Origin of the sequence: Ancylobacter mangrovi (genome assembly GCF_024752355.1) — a bacterium.
GTDB classification, from domain to species: Bacteria; Pseudomonadota; Alphaproteobacteria; order Rhizobiales; family Xanthobacteraceae; genus Ancylobacter; species Ancylobacter mangrovi.
Genome location: NZ_JANTHZ010000002.1, coordinates 482,432 through 505,227 on the forward strand (window position 1 = coordinate 482,432; position 22,796 = coordinate 505,227).

The 22,796-nt window shown below is 69.6% G+C and carries 22 protein-coding genes; 19 read left to right on the forward strand and 3 right to left on the reverse strand.

Annotation, left to right across the window (positions count from 1 at the left end):
* Positions 1–15: 15 nt before the first annotated feature.
* On the reverse strand, positions 16–1,377 hold the full coding sequence (locus NVS89_RS07590) for a polyhydroxyalkanoate depolymerase (protein WP_309486526.1): 1,362 nt from the start codon (positions 1,375–1,377) through the stop codon (positions 16–18).
* 256 nt (positions 1,378–1,633) lie between these two features.
* Here NVS89_RS07590 and NVS89_RS07595 point away from each other — a divergent pair, with 256 nt between their 5' ends.
* Together NVS89_RS07595 and NVS89_RS07600 are read left to right on the forward strand one after the other, a co-directional pair.
* Entirely contained in the window at positions 1,634–3,025 is a 1,392-nt protein-coding gene (locus NVS89_RS07595; RefSeq protein WP_258731997.1) for an ActS/PrrB/RegB family redox-sensitive histidine kinase, read from the forward strand.
* 119 nt (positions 3,026–3,144) lie between these two features.
* A complete protein-coding gene (locus tag NVS89_RS07600) occupies positions 3,145–3,693 on the forward strand; it encodes an ActR/PrrA/RegA family redox response regulator transcription factor (RefSeq protein ID WP_258731998.1) in 549 nt (182 codons plus the stop codon).
* An 87-nt stretch (positions 3,694–3,780) separates the two neighbouring features.
* Here NVS89_RS07600 and NVS89_RS07605 read toward each other — a convergent pair whose 3' ends face one another.
* Both NVS89_RS07605 and NVS89_RS07610 read right to left on the reverse strand, forming a co-directional pair.
* Positions 3,781–4,623 carry a class I SAM-dependent methyltransferase gene (locus NVS89_RS07605; protein ID WP_258731999.1) on the reverse strand — a complete coding sequence of 281 codons (843 nt, stop codon included), beginning with the start codon at positions 4,621–4,623 and terminating at the stop codon, positions 3,781–3,783.
* A gap of 234 nt (positions 4,624–4,857) precedes the next feature.
* The gene (locus tag NVS89_RS07610; RefSeq protein ID WP_258732000.1) at positions 4,858–5,856 is read right to left on the reverse strand and encodes an adenosine kinase; all 999 of its coding nucleotides are present in this window, start codon (positions 5,854–5,856) and stop codon (positions 4,858–4,860) included.
* 178 nt (positions 5,857–6,034) lie between these two features.
* Here NVS89_RS07610 and murJ point away from each other — a divergent pair, with 178 nt between their 5' ends.
* From murJ to trmB, 17 genes are all read left to right on the forward strand, one after another.
* On the forward strand, positions 6,035–7,579 hold the full coding sequence (gene murJ, locus NVS89_RS07615; RefSeq protein ID WP_258732001.1) for a murein biosynthesis integral membrane protein MurJ: 1,545 nt from the start codon (positions 6,035–6,037) through the stop codon (positions 7,577–7,579).
* A gap of 131 nt (positions 7,580–7,710) precedes the next feature.
* A complete protein-coding gene (gene trpS / locus NVS89_RS07620; RefSeq protein ID WP_258732002.1) occupies positions 7,711–8,769 on the forward strand; it encodes a tryptophan--tRNA ligase in 1,059 nt (352 codons plus the stop codon).
* A gap of 132 nt (positions 8,770–8,901) precedes the next feature.
* A complete protein-coding gene (locus tag NVS89_RS07625) occupies positions 8,902–9,399 on the forward strand; it encodes a universal stress protein (RefSeq protein WP_258732003.1) in 498 nt (165 codons plus the stop codon).
* A 108-nt stretch (positions 9,400–9,507) separates the two neighbouring features.
* Positions 9,508–10,461, forward strand: a complete 954-nt coding sequence (locus NVS89_RS07630) for a glutathione S-transferase family protein (protein ID WP_258732004.1) — start codon at positions 9,508–9,510, stop codon at positions 10,459–10,461.
* Positions 10,462–10,595: 134 nt separating this feature from the next.
* The gene (locus NVS89_RS07635; RefSeq protein ID WP_258732005.1) at positions 10,596–11,150 is read left to right on the forward strand and encodes a NifU family protein; all 555 of its coding nucleotides are present in this window, start codon (positions 10,596–10,598) and stop codon (positions 11,148–11,150) included.
* A 103-nt stretch (positions 11,151–11,253) separates the two neighbouring features.
* On the forward strand, positions 11,254–11,937 hold the full coding sequence (gene tsaB, locus NVS89_RS07640; protein ID WP_258732006.1) for a tRNA (adenosine(37)-N6)-threonylcarbamoyltransferase complex dimerization subunit type 1 TsaB: 684 nt from the start codon (positions 11,254–11,256) through the stop codon (positions 11,935–11,937).
* A gap of 24 nt (positions 11,938–11,961) precedes the next feature.
* Positions 11,962–12,456, forward strand: coding sequence for a GNAT family N-acetyltransferase (locus tag NVS89_RS07645; protein ID WP_258732007.1), 495 nt, complete (start codon positions 11,962–11,964; stop codon positions 12,454–12,456).
* A gap of 92 nt (positions 12,457–12,548) precedes the next feature.
* Positions 12,549–12,977 (forward strand): Fur family transcriptional regulator, encoded by a 429-nt coding sequence (locus tag NVS89_RS07650; RefSeq protein WP_258732008.1) that lies wholly within the window; start codon positions 12,549–12,551, stop codon positions 12,975–12,977.
* Between the two features lie 4 nt (positions 12,978–12,981).
* On the forward strand, positions 12,982–13,761 hold the full coding sequence (olsA, locus tag NVS89_RS07655) for a lyso-ornithine lipid O-acyltransferase (protein ID WP_258732009.1): 780 nt from the start codon (positions 12,982–12,984) through the stop codon (positions 13,759–13,761).
* A 264-nt stretch (positions 13,762–14,025) separates the two neighbouring features.
* Positions 14,026–15,450 (forward strand): tRNA (N6-isopentenyl adenosine(37)-C2)-methylthiotransferase MiaB, encoded by a 1,425-nt coding sequence (gene miaB, locus NVS89_RS07660; RefSeq protein WP_258732010.1) that lies wholly within the window; start codon positions 14,026–14,028, stop codon positions 15,448–15,450.
* A gap of 131 nt (positions 15,451–15,581) precedes the next feature.
* Complete coding sequence (locus tag NVS89_RS07665) at positions 15,582–16,634, forward strand: PhoH family protein (protein WP_258732361.1); 1,053 nt, start codon at positions 15,582–15,584, stop codon at positions 16,632–16,634.
* On the forward strand, positions 16,631–17,149 hold the full coding sequence (gene ybeY, locus NVS89_RS07670; protein ID WP_258732011.1) for an rRNA maturation RNase YbeY: 519 nt from the start codon (positions 16,631–16,633) through the stop codon (positions 17,147–17,149). Before NVS89_RS07665 ends, ybeY begins: the two co-directional genes overlap by 4 nt.
* Before the next feature lie 5 nt (positions 17,150–17,154).
* The gene (locus NVS89_RS07675) at positions 17,155–18,447 is read left to right on the forward strand and encodes a hemolysin family protein (protein ID WP_258732012.1); all 1,293 of its coding nucleotides are present in this window, start codon (positions 17,155–17,157) and stop codon (positions 18,445–18,447) included.
* 18 nt (positions 18,448–18,465) lie between these two features.
* Entirely contained in the window at positions 18,466–20,061 is a 1,596-nt protein-coding gene (gene lnt / locus NVS89_RS07680; RefSeq protein WP_258732014.1) for an apolipoprotein N-acyltransferase, read from the forward strand.
* 112 nt (positions 20,062–20,173) lie between these two features.
* Positions 20,174–20,584, forward strand: coding sequence for a helix-turn-helix domain-containing protein (locus NVS89_RS07685; RefSeq protein ID WP_258732362.1), 411 nt, complete (start codon positions 20,174–20,176; stop codon positions 20,582–20,584).
* A gap of 133 nt (positions 20,585–20,717) precedes the next feature.
* Positions 20,718–21,911: a methionine adenosyltransferase gene (gene metK, locus NVS89_RS07690; protein ID WP_258732015.1), complete on the forward strand. Its 1,194-nt coding sequence runs from the start codon at positions 20,718–20,720 to the stop codon at positions 21,909–21,911.
* An 83-nt stretch (positions 21,912–21,994) separates the two neighbouring features.
* Positions 21,995–22,780, forward strand: a complete 786-nt coding sequence (trmB, locus tag NVS89_RS07695; RefSeq protein ID WP_258732016.1) for a tRNA (guanine(46)-N(7))-methyltransferase TrmB — start codon at positions 21,995–21,997, stop codon at positions 22,778–22,780.
* The last annotated feature ends 16 nt before the right edge of the window (positions 22,781–22,796 follow it).

The window sequence follows — 22,796 nt, forward strand, 5'->3', positions numbered from 1 at the left end:
CCGGCGTCTCGGCCGTCAGCCCTTGCCGCGCGGCGCGTTGTCGCCTTTCCGCGGCCAGTTGTGGCTCATCACGAAGTCGGCGATGCGCGGGGCGATGTCGGCGCGGAAGCGCGAGCCGTTGAACACGCCGTAATGACCGACCGTCGGCTGGAGGTAGTGCACCCGCATGTCGTCCGGCAGGCTGGAGCACAGCTTCTGCGCTGCCCGGGTCTGGCCGACCCCGGAGATGTCGTCATTCTCGCCCTCGATGGTGAGCAGGGCGACGTTGCGGATCTGCGAGGGATCGACCTTTTCGCCGCGATGGGTCAGCTCGCCCCTGGGCAGGGCGTGGTCGATGAACACGGCCTGCAGCGTCTGCAGGTAATATTCCGCCGGCAGGTCCATCACCGAGAGATACTCGTCATAGAACTCCCGGTGCTTGGCGGCGGAATCGCCGTCGCCCTTCACCAGATGGCGGAACATATCGGCATGGGCCTGGAGATGGCGCTCCAGATTCATCGCCATGAAGCCGTGAAGCTGCAGGAAGCCGGGATAGACCTGGCGCATGAAGCCGCCATTCGGCCAGGGCACGGTGGTGATGACGTTGCGCCGGAACCAGTCGAGCCCGCGCTCCTCGGCGAAGTGGTTCACGGCGGTCGGGCTCTCGCGGGTGTCGATCGGCCCGCCCATCAGCACCATGGAGGCGGGAACGTCCGGATCGCCCATCGCCTCCATGCGCGCCACCGCCGCCAGCACCGGCACCGCCGGCTGGCACACGGCGAGCACATGCACGCCGCCGCCGAGATGGCGGAATATCTCGATGACGTAGTCGATATAGTCGTCGAGATCGAAGCGCCCGGCGGAGAGCGGCACGTTGCGCGCGTCGGCCCAGTCGGTGATGTAGATGTCGTGGTTCGGCAGCAGCGTCTGCACCGTGCCGCGCAGCAGCGTCGCGTAATGGCCCGACAGCGGCGCCACGATCAGCATGCGCGGCTGCGGCCGGCGCGGCGGGTTGGGAAAGTCGCGCACGAAATGCAGCAGCCGGCAAAACGGCCGCTCCCATTCCACCTCGATCGTTACCGGCACATGGGTGGCGCCGACCACGGTCTCGTCGATGCCCCATTCCGGCTTGCCGTAGCGCCGCGTGGTGCGCTCGAACATCTCGCACGCCGCCGAAATCGACTTGCCGAGGCTGGTATGCGCCAGCGGATTCGCAGGATTGCGGTAGTAGAGCCGGTTGGCATCGGCGATCACGCGAAGCGGATCGAGCGCCGCATGGCCCATCTCGAACATCCAGTAGAGCGGCTTGGAAAAGGCCGATGCCGTCTCGACCGTCGCCTCCGGCGACTCGGCCGCCTGTTCCGCGTCGGGCAATTCACCAAAAACGCCGATTGCCATAAGAGCCTCCGTCTTCAATGCCCGCCATTTGCGTCCCTCCCGCCGCCGAACCGGCCGTGGACGCCGCCCTCGGGGCACTTTCGGCGCATTTTTTTAACGCGATCCTTCCGAAGCGTTACGTGTCGCGCTTCGGCCTTCGCGCAGCTTGTGCGCTGCAACATAAATAGACCCTCGGGCGCGAACGTCAACGAAACCGGTGTCTCGCGCTTTGGTCGTATCTGCGGCTATAGAGAAGATACGGAACGGAAGGACGACGATGCTCTCGCTCGAACATCCTATCGGCGAACGCTATTTCGGCCTTCGGCTCGACACGCTGATCCGGCTGCGATGGCTCGCCATTGCCGGCCAGACGCTGACCATCGTCATCGTGCACTGGCTGCTGGCCTTCACGCTGCCGATCGGCGCCTGCCTCGCCGTAGTGGCGCTGTCGGCCTGGCTGAACCTCGCGCTGCGCCTGCGCAATCCAGGCGCGCGGCGGCTCTCCGACATCGAGGCCGCTTGGCTGCTCGCCTACGACATCCTGCAGCTCGCGGCGCTGCTGTTCCTCACCGGCGGCCTTTCCAATCCCTTCGCCTTCCTGTTCCTCGCCCCCGTGCTCATCTCGGCGACCGCTCTGTCGCCGCGCACCACGGTGCTGCTCGGCGTGCTGGCGGCAAGCTGCGCCGCCGTGGTCGGCCTGTGGCAGATGCCGCTGCCCTGGTCCGACCAGGTCGCGCTCGGCAACGAGCCGGAGCTGCCGGCGGTCTACCTCGCCGCCATCTGGTGCGCGCTCGCCATCTCCATCGCCTTCATCGGCGTCCATGCCTGGCGGGTGGCGGAGGAGACGCGCGAGCTTTCCGAGGCGCTGGCGGCGACCGAGCTGGTGCTGGCGCGCGAGCAGCACCTGTCGGCGCTCGACGGGCTCGCCGCCGCCGCCGCGCACGAGCTCGGCACCCCGCTCGCCACCATCACCGTGGTCGCCAAGGAGCTTGTCCGCGCACTGCCGGCCGACAGCCCGATGGTGGACGACATCGGGCTGCTGCGCGAGCAGGCCGAGCGCTGCCGCACGATCCTGCGCACGCTCACTTCGCTGGGCGGCGGCGAGGCGCCGTTCGACCGCATGCCGATCTCGCACATCCTCGAGGACGTGGTCGCGCCGCACCGCAATTTCGGCATCGCCATCGAGGTGACGCTGCCGGACCGCGGCGGCGACGAGCCGATCATCGCCCGCAATCCGGGCCTGCTCTACGGGCTCGGCAACATCGTCGAGAACGCGGTCGACTTCGCCAATGGGCGCGTCGACATCGTCGCCAACTGGACCGACGCCGAGCTGAGCGTGACGGTGACCGACGACGGACCTGGCTTTCCCCCGGAGCTCATCGATTCGATCGGCGCACCCTACGTCACCAGCCGCGGGCGCCACCGCTGGCGGCGCGACATGGAACCCGAAGGCGAGGCGCTCGTCGGCGACGGGCTGCGGGTCAGCGAAGGCCTACGCGAGGGCCTCGGCCTCGGCGTCTTCATCGCCAAGACTTTGCTCGAGCGCTCCGGCGCCGAACTGAGCTTCCTGAACCGCGCGCTGCCCGCCCATGGCGCCTCGGTCTCGGTGCGCTGGCCGCGCCGGGCGATCGATATTTCGGGAGAAGGGCACGATCGCCATGGGGCCTGATCGAAAAGCACGATCGCCCCATGTATGCGACAATTTTGCACTGCCGGAGGGGGATGGTGTAATCTCCCCGCAAAATCGAACGGAGAGCTCGCGTCCCGCGGCGCTCGGAAAGACGCCAGATGCTTGATACGACGTCGGAAATTACGGACCGCACGCTGCTGATCGTGGATGACGACCGTCCGTTCCTGCAGCGCCTCGCGCGCGCCATGGAATCGCGCGGCTTCACCGTGACCACGGCCGAGACGGTGGCCGACGGCCTCGCCAGCGTCGAAGGCAGCGCCCCTGCCTATGCGGTGGTCGACATGCGGCTCGGCGACGGCAACGGGCTCGACGTCATCTCCGCGCTGAAGCGCCGGCGCCCCGAGGCGCGCGGCATCATCCTCACCGGCTACGGCAACATCGCGACCGCCGTGAACGCAGTGAAGATGGGCGCGGTGGACTATCTCGCCAAGCCGGCGGACGCCGACGATATCTATGCTGCGCTGAGCGCGCAGGGCGACTACAAGCCCCAGCTTCCCGAGAACCCGATGTCGGCCGACCGCGTGCGCTGGGAGCATATCCAGCGGGTCTACGAATTGTGCGGACGCAACGTGTCGGAGACTGCGCGGCGGCTCTCCATGCATCGGCGCACGCTGCAGCGGATTCTCGCCAAGCGCGCGCCGCGCTGAACGGTCCCGGCGCGGCAAAGCTCCCGCCGGGAGGGCCGGCTGTGGCGGCCGGAGGCGATTTTCGGATTTCCGACGGTCTTTTGCGCTTCAGGGCGTATCGCGTAAGGCGATCGGGCTCTGTCGGTCGCGCAGCGCGATCAGCGCCTGCGATTCGATCACTTCCGTGAGAACGCCATCGGGAGCCAGCGCCGCCAGGCCGGCGCGCAGCTCAAGCTCGAACGCCTCGCGCTCCATGCCGAGCGTGGCGGGCGAGGTCACCGAGCGCGAGAAGGCGCGGCCGATGACGTCTTCGATGTCGATGCGCCGCTCCATCACCCGGCCCATCCGTTCGAGACGGTGGAAGGGTGAGGCCAGCAGCACCGCTTCGTGCGGCACGTATTCGGTGGAACGGCGGCGGTTGCGGTCCTCGAGGCGCGGGCCGGCATGGCGCTCGGTAGTGAGTTCCAGCACCGGGCGCCAGTCCGGCATGGCAAAGATCTGCCGATCGCCGAACAGCACGACCGCCCCGTCGGGATCGACCATCCGGTCCAGCGTCGCCAGCGTCGCCTGCCGGTCCATCCAGTGGAAGGAGCGGCCCATCACCACGGCGCGGAAACGGCCGAATACCGGGTTGTCGAGCCCGTAGGAGGAGCCCTGCACCAGCGTCAGCTCGACGCCGGCCCAGGACGCATCGGCTCGCGCCGCGTCCAGCATGGAAGGCTCGGGGTCCATCGCCGTCACCCGTGCGCCGAGCCGGGCGAAGGCGATGGCGAGCGGGCCCGGCCCGCAGCCGAGGTCGAGGACCCGGTCGCCCGGGCGCAGATCGATGCGTTGCGCCACGTCGGCGATGAGCGATTCCGGGTAGGGAACGCGATAGCGGCTGTAGAACTCGGCGGTTGATCGAAAACGCGCCGGCTCGAAGGGGATGGTCTGTGGACTGATGACGTTCACGGCCGTGGCCCGATATGGCGAGAGTTCTGTTGCACTGCAGCGTTGAGCATGGGCGCTCCCCCGTCAACCCGGGATCATCCCTAATTTACCGTCGCTGCTTACTGTGACGCTAACACCTGCACTCAACGTATCATGGCATAAAGTGGTATTCCAGTCGGGCCCGATCACCTCAAAATGATCGTTTCGGACGCCGAGCCGCCAACGTCAGGTTGCGGCGACGATTCCGCCGCCGGCTCACACCCGCAGCTCGTTCTCCTCGGCGAGCTCCTTCAGCCCCCTCTCGGGACGGGCCCCGATATGGCTGATGATCTCGGCCGCCGACAGGGCGCCGAGCCGGAGCGACTCCTCTGCGCTGAAGCCGCGCGAGAAGCCGTGCAGATAGCCGGCGGCGAACAGGTCGCCGGCGCCGGTCGTGTCCACCACCTTCGCGACCGGATAGGCCTCGACCGCCACCAGCTCGTCGCCGGCCACGGAGAGCGCACCCTTCTCGGAGCGCGTCACCACCGCGCGCCGGGCCTCGCGGCGCAGCGCGGCCAGAGCGGCGTCGAAGTCGGTCTCGTAGAGCGAGGTCAGCTCCGCCTCGTTGGCGAACACCAGGTCGACCGTGCCCTCGCGGATCAGCTTAAGGAACTCGTCGCGGTAGCGCCCGACGCAGAACGCGTCCGACAGCGTCAGCGCGACCGTGCGCCCCGCCCCGTGGGCGATGCCCGCAGCCTTCAGGAACGCCTCCTTGGCGGCCGGCGGGTCCCACAGATAGCCCTCGAGATAGGTGACGGTGGCGCTGGCCACCATCGCCTCGTCGACATCGACCGGGGAAAGGCCCTGCGCCGCGCCGAGATAGGTGTTCATGGTGCGCTCGCCATCGGGCGTCACCAGGATCAGGCAGCGCGCAGTGGTCGGCCCATTCGCGGCGGGCGGGGTCGCATAGGCGACGCCGGCGGCGCGGATGTCATGGGCGAAGATGCCGCCGAGCTCGTCGTCGCGCACCTTGCCGATGAAGCCGGCGCGCCCGCCCAGCGCCGCGACGCCGACCATGGTGTTGGCCGCCGAGCCGCCGGAAATCTCGACGCCCGGCCCCATGGCGCCGTAGACGGCCTCGGCGCGCGGCTCGTCGATCAGCGTCATGCCGCCCTTGCGCATCTCATGGGTGTCGAGAAAGGCCTCCTCGGCGCGGGAGATCACGTCGACGATGGCATTGCCGAAGCCGATCACATCGAGCTGCTGGGCGGTCACGGGGCGGCCTTTCGCTGGTGGAAACAAGCCCGTTGCCGGTAGCAGAGCGGGGCGGCGCCCGCAACGCGCCCGAGGCGTGAAAAGTGCCCGCAATGTGCGCTTTTGGCCGTGCGGCGCCACGCGGATGCGTGCCGGCAACATGCCTTGCGCGCCGCCGGGGAGCGTCTATTGCTAGCCCATGGCTCTCCTGCGCCGCGCCTCGACCGTCGCTCTCATCACCCTCGGTTCGCGCGGGCTCGGCTTCGTGCGCGACGCGATGGTGGCGGCGCTGTTCGGCACCGGGCTGGTGGCCGACGCGTCCGTCGCCGGCCTCGCCTTGCCGCAGCTCGCCCGGCGCCTCCTGGGCGAGGGCGCGCTCAATGCCGCGATCCTGCCTGCGCTGGTGCGCGCGGAGACGGACCGGCGGGCGCGGCTGGCGGGCGCGGCGCTGGTGCTGTTCGCGCTGGCCGCCTTCGCCGCGGGCCTCGTGCTGTTCGTCTTCATGCCCGTCGTCATCGGCGTGCTGGCACCGGGCTTCGAGCTGACGGGGCCGCGCGGGGCCGGCGCGGTGATGGTGGGGCGGATCGCGGTGGTGTGCGTGCCGCTCGCCTTGCTCACCGGGGTGCTGGCGGCGCTCGCCAACGCGGCGGGCCGCTACGCGGCCCCCGCCTTCGGCCCGGTCGCAGGAAATGTCGCGGTGATCGCGCTGGTCACGGGGCTCATCCTTGCCGGCGGGCGGAGCATGGCGATGGATGCCGCCCTCACCTGGCTGGCCGTCGCGGCGATCGCGGGAGCGGTAACACAGTTCGCGCTGGTGGCCTGCGCCGTACCGCGCGGCGCGCTGGCGATGCCGCACCAAGAGGACCTCGCCCGCGCCTTGCCGATGCTCGGAGCGGCGCTGCCGAGCCTGTTCGCCGCCGCACTGCCGCAGCTGCGATTCCTCGTCGCCGCCGCGGCCGCATCGGGCATCGCCGGCGGCGTCGCGGCGTTGTTCTACGCGACGCGGCTGGTGGAGCTGCCGCTCGGCCTCGTCGGCGCCAGCGCCGGCGCCGTGCTGCTGCCGGCCCTCGCCGGGCATGATGGCAAGGGTCGAGCCGGGGCACGCAGCGTCGGCGCCGGCGGCATCGAAGCGGCGCTGGCGCTCTCTCTGCCGGCCGCGCTGGGCCTTGCCGTGCTGGCCGAACCCGTCGTCGCGGTGCTGTTCCAGCGCGGCGCCTTTGATGCCGAGGCGACCCGGCTGACCGCCACCGCCATGGCGCTCCTCGCCCTCACCCTGCCGCTGCAGGCGAGCGAGAAGGTGCTGGCCGCCATCGCCTTCACCGAAGGGTTGTCGCGTCTGGTGGCACGCTGCGGCGTCGCGGCGCTGATACTGGGCGGGATCGCCGGCTTTGCCGGCACGCCGTGGCTCGGCATCGCAGGCCCCGCGCTGGGCGTGCTGGTCTCCAGCGCGGCGAGCCTCGCCGGGCTCGCGCTCGGCCTCGGCCGGCGGCGGCTGGTCGCAATCGAGGCTGAAGGCCGGCGGCGCCTGCGCGGTCTCGCCGGCGCGGCGCTGGTGATGGCGGGCGCGGTGGCGCTGGCGCGGCTCTGGGCCGCGCCCGCCCTCGCGGCGGGCGGCCTTGCGGGCGCGGCGGCGCTCGCCCTGCTCGTCGTGCTGGGCGTCGCCGTCTATGCGGGCGCGGCGCGCCTGCTGGGAGGCATCGCCGTCGGCACGCTGAGGAGCGCGCTGAAGGGCGACCCGCGCTGAGGCCGCCGGAACGCACGCCGCGCCAGCGGTCCCGCCGCTTGCCCCCACGGGACATTGATGCGATAGCCGCGCACGCGCGGCACTCAGGCGCGCAGCGCCTTCGCCGCGAAGGGCTATCGGGACGTTACGACATGGGCTTCAAGGAACGCGTCTTTTCCGGCGTCCAGCCGACCGGAAATCTCCACCTCGGCAATTATCTCGGCGCCATCAAGCGCTTCGCCGAGCTGCAGGACAGCTATGAGTGCATCTATTGCGTGGTGGACATGCATGCCATCACCCAGGACATGCGCGTGTGGGGCGGCCCGGAGGAACTGACGCGCTGCATCCGCGAGGTCACGGCCGCCTATCTCGCCGCCGGCATCGACCCGGAAAAGCACATCGTGTTCAACCAGAGCCAGGTCTCGGGCCATGGCGAGCTCGCCTGGGTGTTCAACTGCGTCGCGCGCCTGGGCTGGCTCAACCGTATGACCCAGTTCAAGGAGAAGGCGGGCAAGGACCGCGAGAACGCCTCGGTCGGCCTTTATGCCTATCCCACGCTGATGGCGGCGGACATCCTGCTCTACCGCGCCACCCATGTGCCAGTCGGCGAGGACCAGAAGCAGCATATCGAGCTCACCCGCGACATCGCGCAGAAGTTCAACAACGACTTCGCCGCCTCCATCGCCCGGCTGGGGCTGGGCGACGCGGCGCTCGAGGGCGGCTACTTCCCGCTCACCGAGCCGCTGATCGGCGGGCCGGCGGCGCGGGTCATGAGCCTGCGCGACGGCTCGAAGAAGATGTCGAAATCCGACCCGTCGGACCTCTCGCGCATCAACCTCACCGACGACGCGGACGCGGTCGCCTCCAAGATCCGCAAGGCCAAGACCGACCCCGAGCCGCTGCCCTCCGAGCCCGAGGGGCTGAAGGGACGGCCGGAGGCGGAGAATCTGGTCGGCATCTATGCCGCGCTCTCCGGCGAGCCGAGGGAAGCCGTGCTGGCGAGCTTCGGCGGCGGCCAGTTCTCGACCTTCAAGGCGGCGCTGGTCGACCTCGCGGTGGCGCGGCTCGGCCCGATCGGGGGCGAGATGAAGCGGCTCGTCGCCGATCCCGGCCATATCGACGCCATCCTGCGCGACGGCGCGAACCGGGCCCGCACGCTCGCCGACGCGACGATGGGCCAGGTCAAGGACATACTCGGCTTCGTGCGCTGAGGGACTGCGCCCCTTCTATCCGGTTGCGCGGGCGGCGCGGGCGCCTTCCCTTCCGCGCGGCGCGATGTGGTATGACCCCGGGGTAGCGAGCGGCCTCGGCTTGCGAGCGCCATTCATCCCGGGGACGATCCCATGCCGCGCAGACGCCAGAGTCACGAGCCCGGCCATCGCCGCAAATTCCTGATCGTGATCGACGATACGCCCGAATGCGACCGCGCGGTGCATTACGCCGCGCGCCGTGCCGCGCGCACCGGCGGGGCGCTGGTGATGCTGAGCGTGCTGGAGCTCGCCGAGGTGCAGAGCCAATGGCTCGGCGTCGCCGACCTGATGCGCGCGGAGGCGACCGACAAGGCCGAGCAGCGCCAGGAGCATTTCGCCGCCCGGGCGCGGGCGCTGGCCGGGATCGACTGCGAGCGGATCGTCGCCGAGGGCGGCATCGGCGAGGAGATCATCAAGCTGGTCGAGGCGGATCAGGATATCGCGATCCTCGTGCTCGCTACCGGCACCGGCAAGGAGGGACCGGGCCCGCTGGTCTCGGCGCTCGCCTCCGGCGGCTGGACGGGCCTCTCCGTGCCAATCACCATCGTGCCCGGCGGGCTCTCCGACGAGGACATCGACGCGCTGGCCTGACGTGCCCCCGGGCGCGATTGCAAGCGCGGGCGTGCGCCGACGCCTGCGACAGGCGGTGCGGGCGGGGGTTAACTCGTCGGGCGGATCGTCCCGCGTGCGGAGGTTACCATGCTCGTCGACGGCAAATGGGTGGAGAACTGGCAGCCGGTGCAGGCCACCGACGCCAAGGGCGGCTTCGTGCGGCAGGTCTCGAGCTTCCGCAACTGGGTCACGCCCGACGGTGCGCCGGGCCGTACGGGCACGGGCGGCTTCGCGGCGGAAGCGGGCCGCTATCACCTCTATGCCGCGCTGATCTGCCCCTGGGCCTCGCGCACGCTGATCGCGCGCCGGCTGAAGGGTCTGGAGGAGGTCGTCACCCTCAGCGTGGTCGAGCCGGCGCTGACGGAGCAGGGCTGGCGCTTCGGCAGCTATCCGGGCGCCACCGAGGACACCGTCAACGGCGCCACCTATCTGCACGAGCTCTACACCCGCGCCGATCCGCATGTCAGCGGCCGCGCGACCGTGCCGGTGCTGTGGGACCGGCAGCACGGCACCATCGTCAACAATGAATCGGCGGACATCGTGCGGATGTTCAATTCCGGCTTCGGCGCGCTGGCGCAGGGCGACATCGACCTTTACCCGCCGGCGCTGCGCGGGGACATCGACGCGTTGAACGAGCGGATCTATCCGCGCCTCAACAACGGCGTCTACCGCGCCGGCTTCGCCACCACGCAGCAGGCCTATGAGGAAGCTTTCGCCGATGTGTTCGCCATGCTGGACGAGCTCGAGGGGCGTCTCGGCGAAGGGGGGCCCTTCCTCCTCGGCGAGGCGCTGACCGAGGCCGATATCCGCCTGTTCGTGACGCTGGTGCGCTTCGACGCGGCCTATCACGGCCTGTTCAAGTGCAACCTGCGCCGGATCGCCGACTATCCTGCCCTCTCCGCCTATCTCGCCCGCGTCATCGGCCTGCCGGGCGTGCGCGAGACGGTGAACATGGACCACATCAAGCGCGGCTATTACTCGATCACGGCGCTGAACCCGAACGGCATCGTGCCGCTCGGCCCGGAGCTGCCCTGGCTGTGAGGCACGGCGCGCGCCGGCCGGTTCGCGCCCCGCACTTTCCCTCGCCACTTCCCCTTCGGTCGCCGAAAGCTTATCTAAATTCCAAATCCCTCTCGTCGCCGGGGCCTTTAACCCCGGTGGGCAAGGAGCATCCCATGTTCATCCAGACCGAAGCCACCCCGAACCCCTCCACGCTGAAGTTCCTGCCCGGCCGCAGCGTGCTCGGCGAAGGCACATTCGAGGCCCGCGATGCCGGCGAGGCGGCGCGCTCGCCGCTGGCGGCGCGGCTGTTCGAGATTCCCGGCGTCACCGGCGTTTTCTTCGGCTCCGACTTCGTGACCGTGACCAAGGACCAGGCCGAGTGGGCGCATCTCAAGCCCGCCATCCTCGGCGCCATCATGGAGCAGTTCGTCTCCGGCCAGCCACTGCTGCCGGACGATCACGAGCACGCGGCGGACGAGGCCTTCTACGAGGAGAAGGACGCCGGGCTGGTGGACACGATCCGCGAGCTGATCGACACCCGGGTACGCCCGGCGGTGGCCAATGACGGTGGCGACATCACCTTCCGCGGCTACAAGGACGGCGTGGTCTTCCTCGCCATGAAGGGCTCCTGTTCGGGCTGCCCCTCCTCCACCGCGACGCTGAAGAACGGCATCGAGAATCTTCTGCGCCACTTCGTGCCCGACGTGGTCGAGGTGCGCCCGGTCTGAGGCCGCGCGGACGGTTTCCTCGTCCTCCGGCTCGCATCGGCCCGCCGGCGGCTTTTCTTATGCCGCCCGGCATGTGCATGGTGAGGAGACGACAGGACGACCCATGCTGATTCTCGCCATCGATACCGCCCTCGACGCCTGCGCCGTCGCGCTTCACGACGTCAGCACCGACAGCACGCTGTCGGCCGCGCGCAAGGTGATGGCGCGGGGCCATGCCGAGGCGCTGGTGCCGATGGTCGACGGCGTGATGACGGCCGGCGGCCGGCGCTTCTCCGACATCGACGCCTTCGCTGTGACGGTCGGCCCGGGCAGCTTCACCGGGCTGCGGGTGGGCCTGTCCGCCGCGCGCGGCTTCGGCCTCGCCACCGGCCGGCCGGTGATCGGCATCTCCACGCTCGCCACGCTGGCGGCGCCGGTGCTCGCGGTCGACGACGAGATCCCCGTCGCGGCGGCGATCGATGCGCGCCACGGCAACATCTATCTGCAGATGATCGGGCCCGGCAGCCGGGTCCTCGTCAGCGCCCGGGCGATGGCGCTGAAGGATGCCGCGCGCGCGGTGGCGATCGGCCCGGTGCGGCTCGTCGGCTCCGGCGCGGCGCTGCTGGCGGGCGCCTGGCCCTCGGGCGAACGTCCGCCGCTCGAGGTCGACGCCGAGGCGACGCCCGATCCGGTATGGGCCGCGCGTCTCGCCAGCGTGACCGATCCCGCCAAGGCACCGCCCCGCCCGCTCTATCTGCGCGAGGCCGACGCGAAGCCGCAAACCGCGGCGCGGATCGCGCGGCAATGAGCGCGAAGCGCTGAGCGGCGCGCCGTGAGCGGCCTGTTCGATCGCTTCGGCTTCGGGCGGCGCGAGGTCGCGCTGCGCCCGGCGCGCGCGGCCGACGCGGAGGCGATGGCGCGGCTCCATGCCGCCTCGTTCCGGCTCGGATGGGACAGTGCCGAATTCGAGCGGCTGCTCGCCAACCGGCTCGCCCGCGCCTGGGTCGCGACCCGGGGACCGAGCGGCGCGGTGCTCGGCTTCATCCTGCTCAGCGGCGTGTCGCCGGAAATCGAGATCCTGTCGATTGCCGTCGCGCCGTCCGCGCGCGGGCACGGCGTCGGCCGCCGGCTGGTCGAGGCTGCCTTCGGCGCGCTGGCAGCGGAAGGCTTCACCGCGGTCTTCCTCGAGGTGGAGGAAGGCAACCGGGCGGCGCTCAGCCTCTATGCGCGAAGCGGTTTTCGGGAAATCGGCCGCCGCGAGGGCTATTATCGTACCGGAACGGGCCAGCCCGCCGCCGCGCTGACCATGCGCCGCGACATCGCCTGAGCGGGTGAACGGTCCGGGGAGGGTGGGGACGAATCGATTGCCCTTCGCCCCTCCCATGAGCGATAAGGCGGGACAAGACGGAGACCGCGCGGATGAACGAAAAACCGACGGCCATCGAGGAAGCCTGCATGACGCTGGGCCTGCGCATGACCGACCAGCGCCGCGTCATCGCGCGCATCATCGCCGACGCGCAGGATCATCCCGATGTCGAGGAACTGCACCGGCGCGCGGCGGCGGTGGACGACCGCATCTCCATCTCGACCGTCTACCGCACGGTGAAGCTGTTCGAGGATGCCGGCATCATCGAGCGCCACGACTTCCGCGACGGGCGCTCGCGCTACGAGCCGGTGCCCGACGAGCACCATGACCATTTGATCGACCTGCGCTCGGGCCATGTGGTCGAGTTCCGCTCCGAGGAGATCGAGCACCTGCAGGAGGAGATCGCCCGCAAGCTCGGCTACCGGCTGGTCGGCCACAGGCTGGAGCTCTACGGGGTGCCGCTCGACAAGTCCAAGAGCTGAGCCCGTGCGCGCCTGGCTGGTGCTGCTGCCGGTGGTGCTGGTCACGCTCGTCGGCATTCCGCTGCAATGGGCCTCGGTGGCGCTTAGGCTGCCGACCCGCCGCACCATCCCGGTGGTCTATCACCGCATCCTGCTGGCGCTGATCGGCGTGCGCGTGAGGGTCGTCGGCGCGCCGGCGGCGGTGCGCCCGCTGCTGATCCTCTCCAACCACGTCTCCTGGCTCGACATCCCGGTGCTCGGCTCGCGCCTGCCGCTGTGTTTCGTCGCCAAGAGCGAGGTGGCGCGCTGGCCCGGCATCGGCCTGCTAGCGAAGCTCCAGCGCACCATCTTCGTCGATCGCGCAGCGCGCGCCGCCACCGGCCGGGTGGCGGGCGAGATGGCGGCGCGGATGAACGGCGGCGACGCGGTGGTGCTGTTCGCCGAAGGCACCTCGAGCGACGGCAACCGCGTGCTGGCGTTCCGCTCGGCGCTGGTCGGCGCGGCGGGGCAGGCGGTCGGCACCGAGCGGCCGGCGACGATCCAGCCCCTCGCCATCGCCTATGTCGGCCAGGCCGGCATACCGCTCGGGCGCGCGCGGCGGCCGATGGTGGCGTGGTATGGCGACATGGAGCTCGCCCCGCACCTGATGAACCTGCTCCGCCACGGGGCAATCGACGTCGAGCTGCATTTCGGCACCGTGATCGAGGCCGACAACCGCAAGGCCGCGACCCTGGCGGCCGAACGGGCCGCGCGCACCATGCTCACGGGGGCGCTGACCGGCCGGGCGCCGCTTCCGCCGGGCTGAAAGCTCCCTTTTCGAGCACGCCGACTCTCGGGTGCCGCATTCCCTTTTGGCGGGAATCCCGCTACACAGGAAGCAAGGTGTCACCAGTGGAGACGTAGACGATCTCGACCTCGGCCAATGCGAGTTGGGAACGAACCGCGATTTGCGACGGCGCCTCGGCACGGGCGCGCCGGAAATGCGCCGGGTTTCCAACGGAATGGGCCGCCGGCCTCCTTGCGGGGCAACGTCCTTCATGGACAGGCGGTTGAGGTCGATCGACACGCAATGAGCGAGCCGCGCAAACTTTACGTCCGCTCCTTCGGCTGCCAGATGAACGTCTATGACGCCCAGCGCATGACGGACACGCTGGCGAAGGAAGGTTTTGTCGAAACCGACACCGCCGAGGACGCCGATCTCGTCATCCTCAATACCTGCCACATCCGCGAGAAGGCGGCCGAGAAGGTCTATTCCGAGCTCGGCCGGCTGCGCGTCGCGCAGGAGGAGGCCGGCCGCCGCCAGATGGTCGCCGTCGCCGGCTGCGTCGCCCAGGCCGAAGGCGCCGAGATCCTGAAGCGCGCCCGCGGCGTCGACCTCGTGGTCGGCCCGCAGAGCTACCACAAGCTGCCCGAGCTGGTGGCCGATGCCGAGCGGCGCGGCAGTAACCGGCGCGCCGGCATCGTCGAGACCGAGTTCCCGGTCGAGGACAAGTTCGACTTCCTCGCCCCGCCGAGCCGACAGGCCATCGCCAGGCGCGGTCCCACCGCCTTCGTCACGGTGCAGGAAGGCTGCGACAAGTTCTGCACCTTCTGCGTCGTGCCCTATACGCGCGGCGCCGAGGTCTCCCGGCCGGTGGCGAAGATCCTCGACGAGGTGGCGCGGCTCGCCGATGGCGGCGTGCGCGAGGTCACGCTGATCGGCCAGAACGTCAACGCCTATCACGGCGCCGATGCGGGCGGTCGCCCCGCCGGCCTTGCCGAGCTGGTGCGCAAGGTCGCCGAAGTGCCGGGCATCGCCCGGGTGCGCTACACGACCAGCCATCCGCGCGACATGGACGACGAACTGATCGCCGCCCATCGCGAGCTGCCGGCGCTGATGCCCTATCTGCACCTGCCCGTGCAGTCCGGCTCGAACCGCATCCTCGCGGCGATGAACCGCAAGCACGACCGCGAGCTGTTCTTCGCGACCGTCGAGCGGGTGCGTGCGGCGCGTCCCGACATCGCCTTCTCCTCCGATTTCATCGTCGGCTTCCCAGGCGAGACCGACGAGGATTTCGCCGACACGATGGACCTCGTGGAGCGGGTCGGCTTCGCCGGCGCCTTCTCGTTCAAATATTCATCGCGCCCCGGCACGCCGGCGGCGACGATGGAGGTGCAGCTTCCCGAAGAGGTGAAGTCGCAGCGCATCTACGCCCTGCAGGCGCTGCTCGACCGGCAGAAGGCGGCCTTCGACGCGGCCTGCCGCGGCCGGCGTTTCGAGATCCTGCTGGAGAAGCCGGGCCGCTTCCCGGGCCAGCTCATCGGCCGCTCGCCCTATCTCCAGTCGGTGGTGGTCGAGGCGCCGCGCGAGGCGATCGGCACCCTGGCGACGGTTGAAGTGCGGGCCGTCAGTACCAAGAGTCTTTCCGGCGACATCATTGGCGGCGAGTTTTTCGCCGGCGGCGCCGGTGTCGAACCGCGTTTGGTGGGGCAGAGTGAGACGGTGGAGGCGTGAGCGTGCGTCGACCTGGTTCTTCCGAGAACGAACGTGCCTTGCATTCCCCCCGCACCGGCGGATCCGGCGGAACGACGCAGACCGCGCCGCGCCCTGCCGCGTCGTCGCGGCCGGCGGCGAACTGGGTCGACATCCCCGAGGATGGACCGAACCAGATCGTGCTCGCCTTCGACGACAATCGGCTGGCGAGCCTGCTGTTCGGCCATTACGGGCAGAACCTCGCCTTGATCGAGCGACGGCTCGAGATCGTCGCCGAGCAGCGCGGCAACCACGTCACGCTGGAAGGCCCGCGCGAGGCCTGCGAGCAGGCGCGCCATGTGCTCGAGACGCTCTATGCCCGTCTGAAGAAGGGCGGGGAGCTGGTGCCCGGCGACGTCGAGGGCGTGATGCGCGAGGCCGCCTCGCAGGGCTTCCTGTTCGATTTCGACCCCGCGACCAAGCGGCAGAGCTTCGACGAGATCCAGCTCCGGCGTCGGCCGGTGCGGGCCCGCACCGCCGCGCAGGACGCCTATATCCGCGCGCTCAAGCGCCACACACTGGTGTTCGGCGTCGGCCCGGCCGGCACCGGCAAGACCTGGCTGGCGGTCGCCTATGCGGTGCACCTGCTGGAGCGGCGCGTGGTCGACCGGCTGATCCTCTCGCGCCCGGCGGTGGAAGCGGGCGAGCGGCTCGGCTTCCTGCCCGGCGACATGAAGGAGAAGGTCGATCCCTATCTGCGCCCGATCTACGACGCGCTGCACGACCTGATGGACCGTGCCTTCGTCGAGCGGGCGCTGACCTCCGGCGAGATCGAGATCGCCCCGCTGGCCTTCATGCGCGGGCGCACGCTGGCCAATGCCTGCGTGATCCTCGACGAGGCGCAGAACACCACGTCGATGCAGATGAAGATGTTCCTGACCCGCCTCGGCGAGAACTCGCACATGGTCGTTACCGGCGATCCGAGCCAGGTCGACCTGCCGCCGGGCCAGACTTCGGGCCTTGCCGAGGCGGTGGACCTGCTCGGCAATGTCGAAGGGGTCGAGGTCTGCCGTTTCAGTGCCGCCGACGTGGTGCGCCACGAGCTGGTGGGCCGCATTGTCGCCGCCTATGACAGCAAGCTGGCCGGCGGAAGGCCGGCGGGCGCTTCCGTCGGCGCGCCGTCGGAACCCGCGGTCCCGGCCGAACCGAAGGCACCGCCGCGATGAGCGAAGGCGAGCCGATAGAGGTCGACATCCTCGTCGAGGCCGGCCCGTGGCCGAGCGTGCCCGACGCTGCCGGGCTTGTTACCCGGGCGGTGCGCGCGGCCTGCCTCGGCGCCGCCGAGGATTACGAGATCGCGCTCGACGGCGCCGAGATCGCCGTGAAGCTGACCGACGACACTGCCATCCGCACGCTCAACCGCGACTGGCGGCACAAGGATTACGCGACCAACGTGCTGTCTTTTCCCACGCCGGAGGTGGCGCGCGCCGCGGGCGCGCCCCATCTCGGTGATATCGCCATTGCATTCGAGACGCTGGAGCGCGAGGCGGCGAGCGAGGACAAGACCTTCGCCGACCACCTGAGCCATCTGTCGGTGCACGGCACGCTGCACCTGCTCGGCTTCGACCACGAGACCGCCGAGGAGGCGGAGGAGATGGAAGCGATGGAGCGCCGCGTGCTCGCGACGCTCGGTGTGCCCGACCCCTATGCCGAAACCGAACCCGTTCACCAAGCCACCTGAAGACGATGTCCGAGCCTGTTTCCAACCCGCCGCCCCCCGCACAGAGCAGCGACGGCCCAAGTACTACCATCGGCGGTTCGAGTAGGACCGCCGGGCCGGACGGCCCGGCCGATTCCCGTTCCGCCGACCCCGACCCGCGACCCGGCCTATTCGACCGGCTGCGCAACTTCATGGGCGGCTGGCGGACCTCCGGCTCGCTGCGCATGGACCTCGCCGAAGTCCTCTCCGCGACCAATGCGGATGTCGGCACCGACCTCTCGGCCACCGAACGCTCGATGCTGAAGAGCGTTCTCGGCCTGCGCGAGCTGCGCATCGGCGACGTGATGGTGCCGCGCGCCGACATCGTCGCGGTGCAGAAGGACATTTCGCTCGGCGAGCTGCTCGCCGTATTCGCCAATGCCGGCCATTCGCGCCTCGTGGTCTATGACGACACGCTCGACGACCCGGTCGGCATGGTGCACATACGCGACCTCGTCGCCTATCTGACGCAGCGCGCCATGATCACGCGGAGCGCCAAGGAGCCGCGCACGAGCGCGGAACCGGGCGCCGACGCCGCCCGGGGCGAGGCCGGTCCGGCCAAGGATGCCGGCAAGACCAATGGACGAGGCAACGGCAAGACCCTGCCGGGCTTTAACCTCAAGGCCATCGACCTCGGCACCTCGCTGAGCGCGGCGAAATTGATCCGCCGCCTGCTCTTCGTCCCGCCCTCCATGCCCTCGATCGAGCTCCTGGCCAGCATGCAGGCGAGCCGCATCCACCTCGCCCTCGTCATTGACGAATATGGCGGCACCGACGGCATCGTCTCCATGGAGGACCTGGTGGAGGAGATCGTCGGCGACATCGAGGACGAGCACGACGACGACGAGATGCCGATGATCGCGCTCCAGCCGGACGGGTCCTACATCGCCGATGCGCGCGCCAGCCTCGAGGAGGTAGCGGAGACGGTCGACCCGGCCTTCGCGCTGGGCGAGGAGGCCGAGGAGGTCGACACGCTGGGCGGGCTGCTGGTGACGCTCGCCGGGCGCGTGCCGGTGCGCGGCGAGATCGTGCGCGGGCCCGACGATTTCGAGATCGAGGTGCTCGATGCCGATCCGCGCCGGGTCAAGCGGTTGCGCATCACCCCCGCCCGCAACGGCACGGCGCGCGAGGCGACCGGCGAGGTCGCGCCCTCCCCCATCGGGGCGCGGCGCGAACGCCGCCGCGACGAGCGGGCCGGCGGCGCCAGCCTGCCCCCGCCGGCCGAGCAGAACAACGGCTATGGCGGCCGGGCCGCGCGCGATCCCGATGCCGCTGCCTGAGCGAGCGCGGACGGCCTCATGACGCTGCCGGACCGTCTGCGTCTCGCGCCGCGCCGGTTGCGCGCGCTCGGCTCCTTTCTCGCCGGCGCGTTGTCCGCGCTCGCCATGGCGCCGGTCGATGCGTGGCCTATCATGGCGCTCACCCTGCCGGCGCTGGTGCTGCTGCTCGACCGGGCGATCGAGGATGCCGCCCCGTCCGGCCGGTGGCGGCGCATGCGCGCGGCCTTCGGCACCGGATGGCTGTTCGGCATGGGGTACTTCCTCGCCGGGCTGTGGTGGATCGGCTCGGCCTTCCTGGTGCAGGCCGACACCTTCGCCTGGCTGATCCCCTTCGCCGTGCTGCTGCTGCCGGCCGGGCTCGCGCTCTATGTCGGCATGGGCTGCGCCCTCGCGGCGCTGTTCTGGAGCCGGACGGCGGAACGGATACTCGTCCTCGCGATCGCGCTGACCGCGACCGAATGGCTGCGCGGCACGCTGCTGACCGGCTTTCCCTGGAACAATTTCGGCTACGCGCTGGCGAGCGACCTCGCCTTCGCGCAGTCGGGTGCCGTCGTCGGCATATTCGGGCTATGCTTCGTCGCCCTCGCCGCGCTCGCTGCGCCGGCGACGCTGTTCGACGCGCCGGGCCGCGGGCGCTACCTGCCGGTCGTCCTCGCCGGCCTGACCCTCGCGGCCATGTGGGGCGCGGGCGCCTGGCGGCTCGCGACCAGCGAAGTCGGGCACGTTCCCGGCGTCATGCTGCGCATCATGCAGCCCGACCTGCCGCAGGACCAGAAGTTCCGTTACGACGCCCGCGACCAGGTGATGGACCTCTACGTCTCGCTGAGCGAAGGCAAGGACGGGCTGAAGGGGATCACCCACCTGTTCTGGCCGGAATCGGCCTTCCCCTTCTTCCTCGAGCGCGAGCCGGGCGCGATCTCGCGGATCGCGGCGATGCTGCCGCCCGGCGCCACGCTGATCACCGGCGCGGTGCGGCTCGAACAGGTCCCCGGGCAGACCCGGCCCAAGGCCTATAACAGCATTCGCGCGCTCGGCGACGAGGGGGCCTTCCTCGCCGTGGCCGACAAGGTCCATCTCGTTCCTTTTGGCGAATATCTGCCGTTCCAGGAAACGCTGGAGAGCCTCGGCATCCAGCAGTTGACACAGTATCGCGGCGGATTCAGTGCCGCCGACAAGCGCACGCTGATGCGCATTCCCGGCCTGCCGACCGCCGTGCCGCTGATTTGCTACGAGGCGATCTTCCCCAGCGAGATCATGCCCGCGGGGCTTTCGCCCGACCAGCGCCCGGGCGTGCTGCTCAACCTGTCGAACGACGTCTGGTTCGGCATGACGCCCGGCCCCTACCAGCATTTCGAGCAGGCGCGCATGCGCGCGATTGAGCAGGGCCTGCCTTTGATTCGCGGCACAAACGACGGAATTTCGGCGATTGTCGACCCGCTCGGGCGAATAGAGGAAATGCTACCCCTGGGTGCAAGAGGCACGCTCGACGGTAAACTTCCGACTGCACTTCCGCCGACGCTTTATTCCATGTTTGGCAATTCGATACCGTGCGTTCTGCTGGCGGCCGCGATATTGGTCGTCTTTATGCTGCGTTGCCGAACAATACACGCGTAGATTGATCGACGGTATCGTGGCCTTTGCCTAGACTGCTGCGCAGCTTAGGCATCGCTTCCCTCCGCCCAACGTGGCGGAAGGGGAGTCTTTTTTGTTCGAGTCGGGGCCGATGATGACGAAGAAATCTCCCAATCCCATCGACAAGCATGTCGGCAGCCGCGTCCGCATGCGCCGCATGATGGTGGGCATGAGCCAGGAGAAACTGGGAGAAAATCTCGGCATCACCTTTCAGCAGATCCAGAAATACGAGAAGGGAACCAACCGGATCGGCGCCAGCCGTCTGCAGAACATCTCGAACGTACTGGGTGTTCCGGTCTCGTTTTTCTTCGACGGCGCGCCCACCGTCGGCGCCGGCCCGGCGGGCTTTGCGGAAGATGCCTCCCCCGCCTTCGTTTCCGACTTCCTCGCCACGTCGGAGGGCATCGCTCTCACCCGCGCCTTCCTGAAGATCACCGACTCCAAGGTGCGCCGGCGCATCGTCGACCTCGTCGAGGCCCTCGCGGGTTCCGAAGAGACCAACTGAGACGACCGGGTCACACCGCGTTCTTTTTTCCGAACGATTTCGTCCTATATTCTTGACCTGAGCAGCCGGTGCCGCCAAAAATGCGCGCGCCGGGTGCCCCTTGGTGCGCCGGGCGACAATCGAGGAGCCGCGCGTGTCTCGCCAAGCATATCTCTTTACTAGCGAATCCGTTTCCGAAGGCCATCCGGACAAGGTCTGCGACCGCATCTCCGACGAGGTCGTCGACGCGTTCTTCAGGACCGGCCCGGAATATGGCTGGGACCCCAGCCATCTGCGTGTCGCCTGCGAAACCCTCGCCACGACCAACCGGGTCGTCATCGCCGGCGAGACCCGCGGCCCCGCCGAGCTGACGAAGGACTTCATCACCCACATCGCGCGGCTGGCGATCAAGGATATCGGCTACGAGCAGGACGGCTTCCACTGGGAGACCGCCGACATCGACGTGCACCTGCATGCGCAGTCGGTGGACATCGCGGCCGGCGTCGATTCCGCCAACAACAAGGATGAAGGCGCCGGCGACCAGGGCATCATGTTCGGCTATGCCTGCCGCGAGACGCCCGAGCTGATGCCCGCGCCGATCTACTACGCGCACAAGATCCTTAAGCGCCTCGCCGAGGCCCGCCATTCGGGCGAGAGCACGGTGCTCGGCCCGGACGCCAAGAGCCAGGTCACGGTGCGCTACGAGGACGGCAAGCCGGCGGAGGTCACGCAGATCGTGCTCTCCACCCAGCACCTCGACGCCGACCTCTCCTCCCACGACGTCCAGAATATCGTCGAGCCCTATATCCGCGAGACCCTGCCCGCGGGCTGGATCACGGAAGGCACGATCTGGCACGTCAATCCCACCGGCAAGTTCGTGATCGGCGGGCCGGACGGCGACTGCGGCCTCACCGGCCGCAAGATCATCGTCGACACCTATGGCGGCGCGGCCCCCCATGGCGGCGGCGCCTTCTCCGGCAAGGACCCGACCAAGGTCGACCGTTCCGCAGCCTATGCCGCGCGCTACCTCGCCAAGAACGTGGTGGCGGCGAATCTCGCCGAGCGCTGCACCATCCAGCTCGCCTATGCCATCGGCGTGTCCGATCCGCTCGCAGTCTATGTCGACCTGCACGGCACCGGCGAGGTCGAGGAGGCCAAGCTCGAGAAGGTGCTGCGCGAGGTGATGAACCTGCGTCCGCGCGGCATTCGCGAGCATCTCGGCCTCAACAAGCCGATCTATGCCCGCACCTCCGCCTACGGCCATTTCGGCCGCCGGCCGGAGGACGATGGCGGCTTCTCCTGGGAGCGCACCGATCTCGCCGACGCCATCAAGGCGGCGGTGGCCTGACCCGGACGCCATTGCGCCGATCCGGTCAGTCGAGGATAAGCAGGGGCGGACGGCAGCGTCCGCCCCTTTTCATTGCGCATCCGATGATCGATTCCGCCGACAACGACCACGACACGTCTACCCGCGGCACACCCGGCCGCGAATCGTCCGCGAATGCCGCGCCGCGCGAGGCCGCCTTCTTCGGGCGGCGCAAGGGCAAGCCGCTGCGCGCGGGGCAGGCCGACCGCCTCGCCCGCGCCCTGCCGCACCTCGCCATCGACCTCGCCGCGTTGCCGGCTCCCGCGAGCCCCGGCACACCGTCACCAGGCGGCCCGCTTGCCGCGCTGTTCGGTCAGCCGGTGCGGGCGGTGCGGCTCGAGATCGGCTTCGGCGGCGGCGAGCACCTGCTGTCCGAGGCCCGGAACCACCCCGACATCGGCTATATCGGCGCGGAAGCCTTCCTAAACGGCCTCGCCAAGCTCACCTCGGCCCTCGCCGAGGCGGAACTCGGCAACGTCCGTCTGCATGGCGACGACGTGGTGCCGCTGCTCGACCGCCTGCCGACCGGCTCGCTCGAACGCGTCGACCTGCTCTATCCCGACCCTTGGCCGAAGCGCCGCCACTGGAAGCGCCGCTTCGTGCAGCCCGACAACATCGACCGCATCGCCCGCCTCCTGGCGCCGGGCGGGCACTTCCGCTTCGCCACCGACGTCGAGGACTATGCCGGCTGGACGCTGCGGCACCTGCTCGCGGACGAGCGGTTCGTCTGGACCGCGCGGCGCGCCGACGACTGGCGCCGGCCCTGGGCGGGGTGGCCCGGCACGCGCTACGAGGCGAAGGCGATGCGGGCCGGCCGGGTACCGGGCTATTACGAGTTCCAGCGCATCTGACTACCGCATATGATGG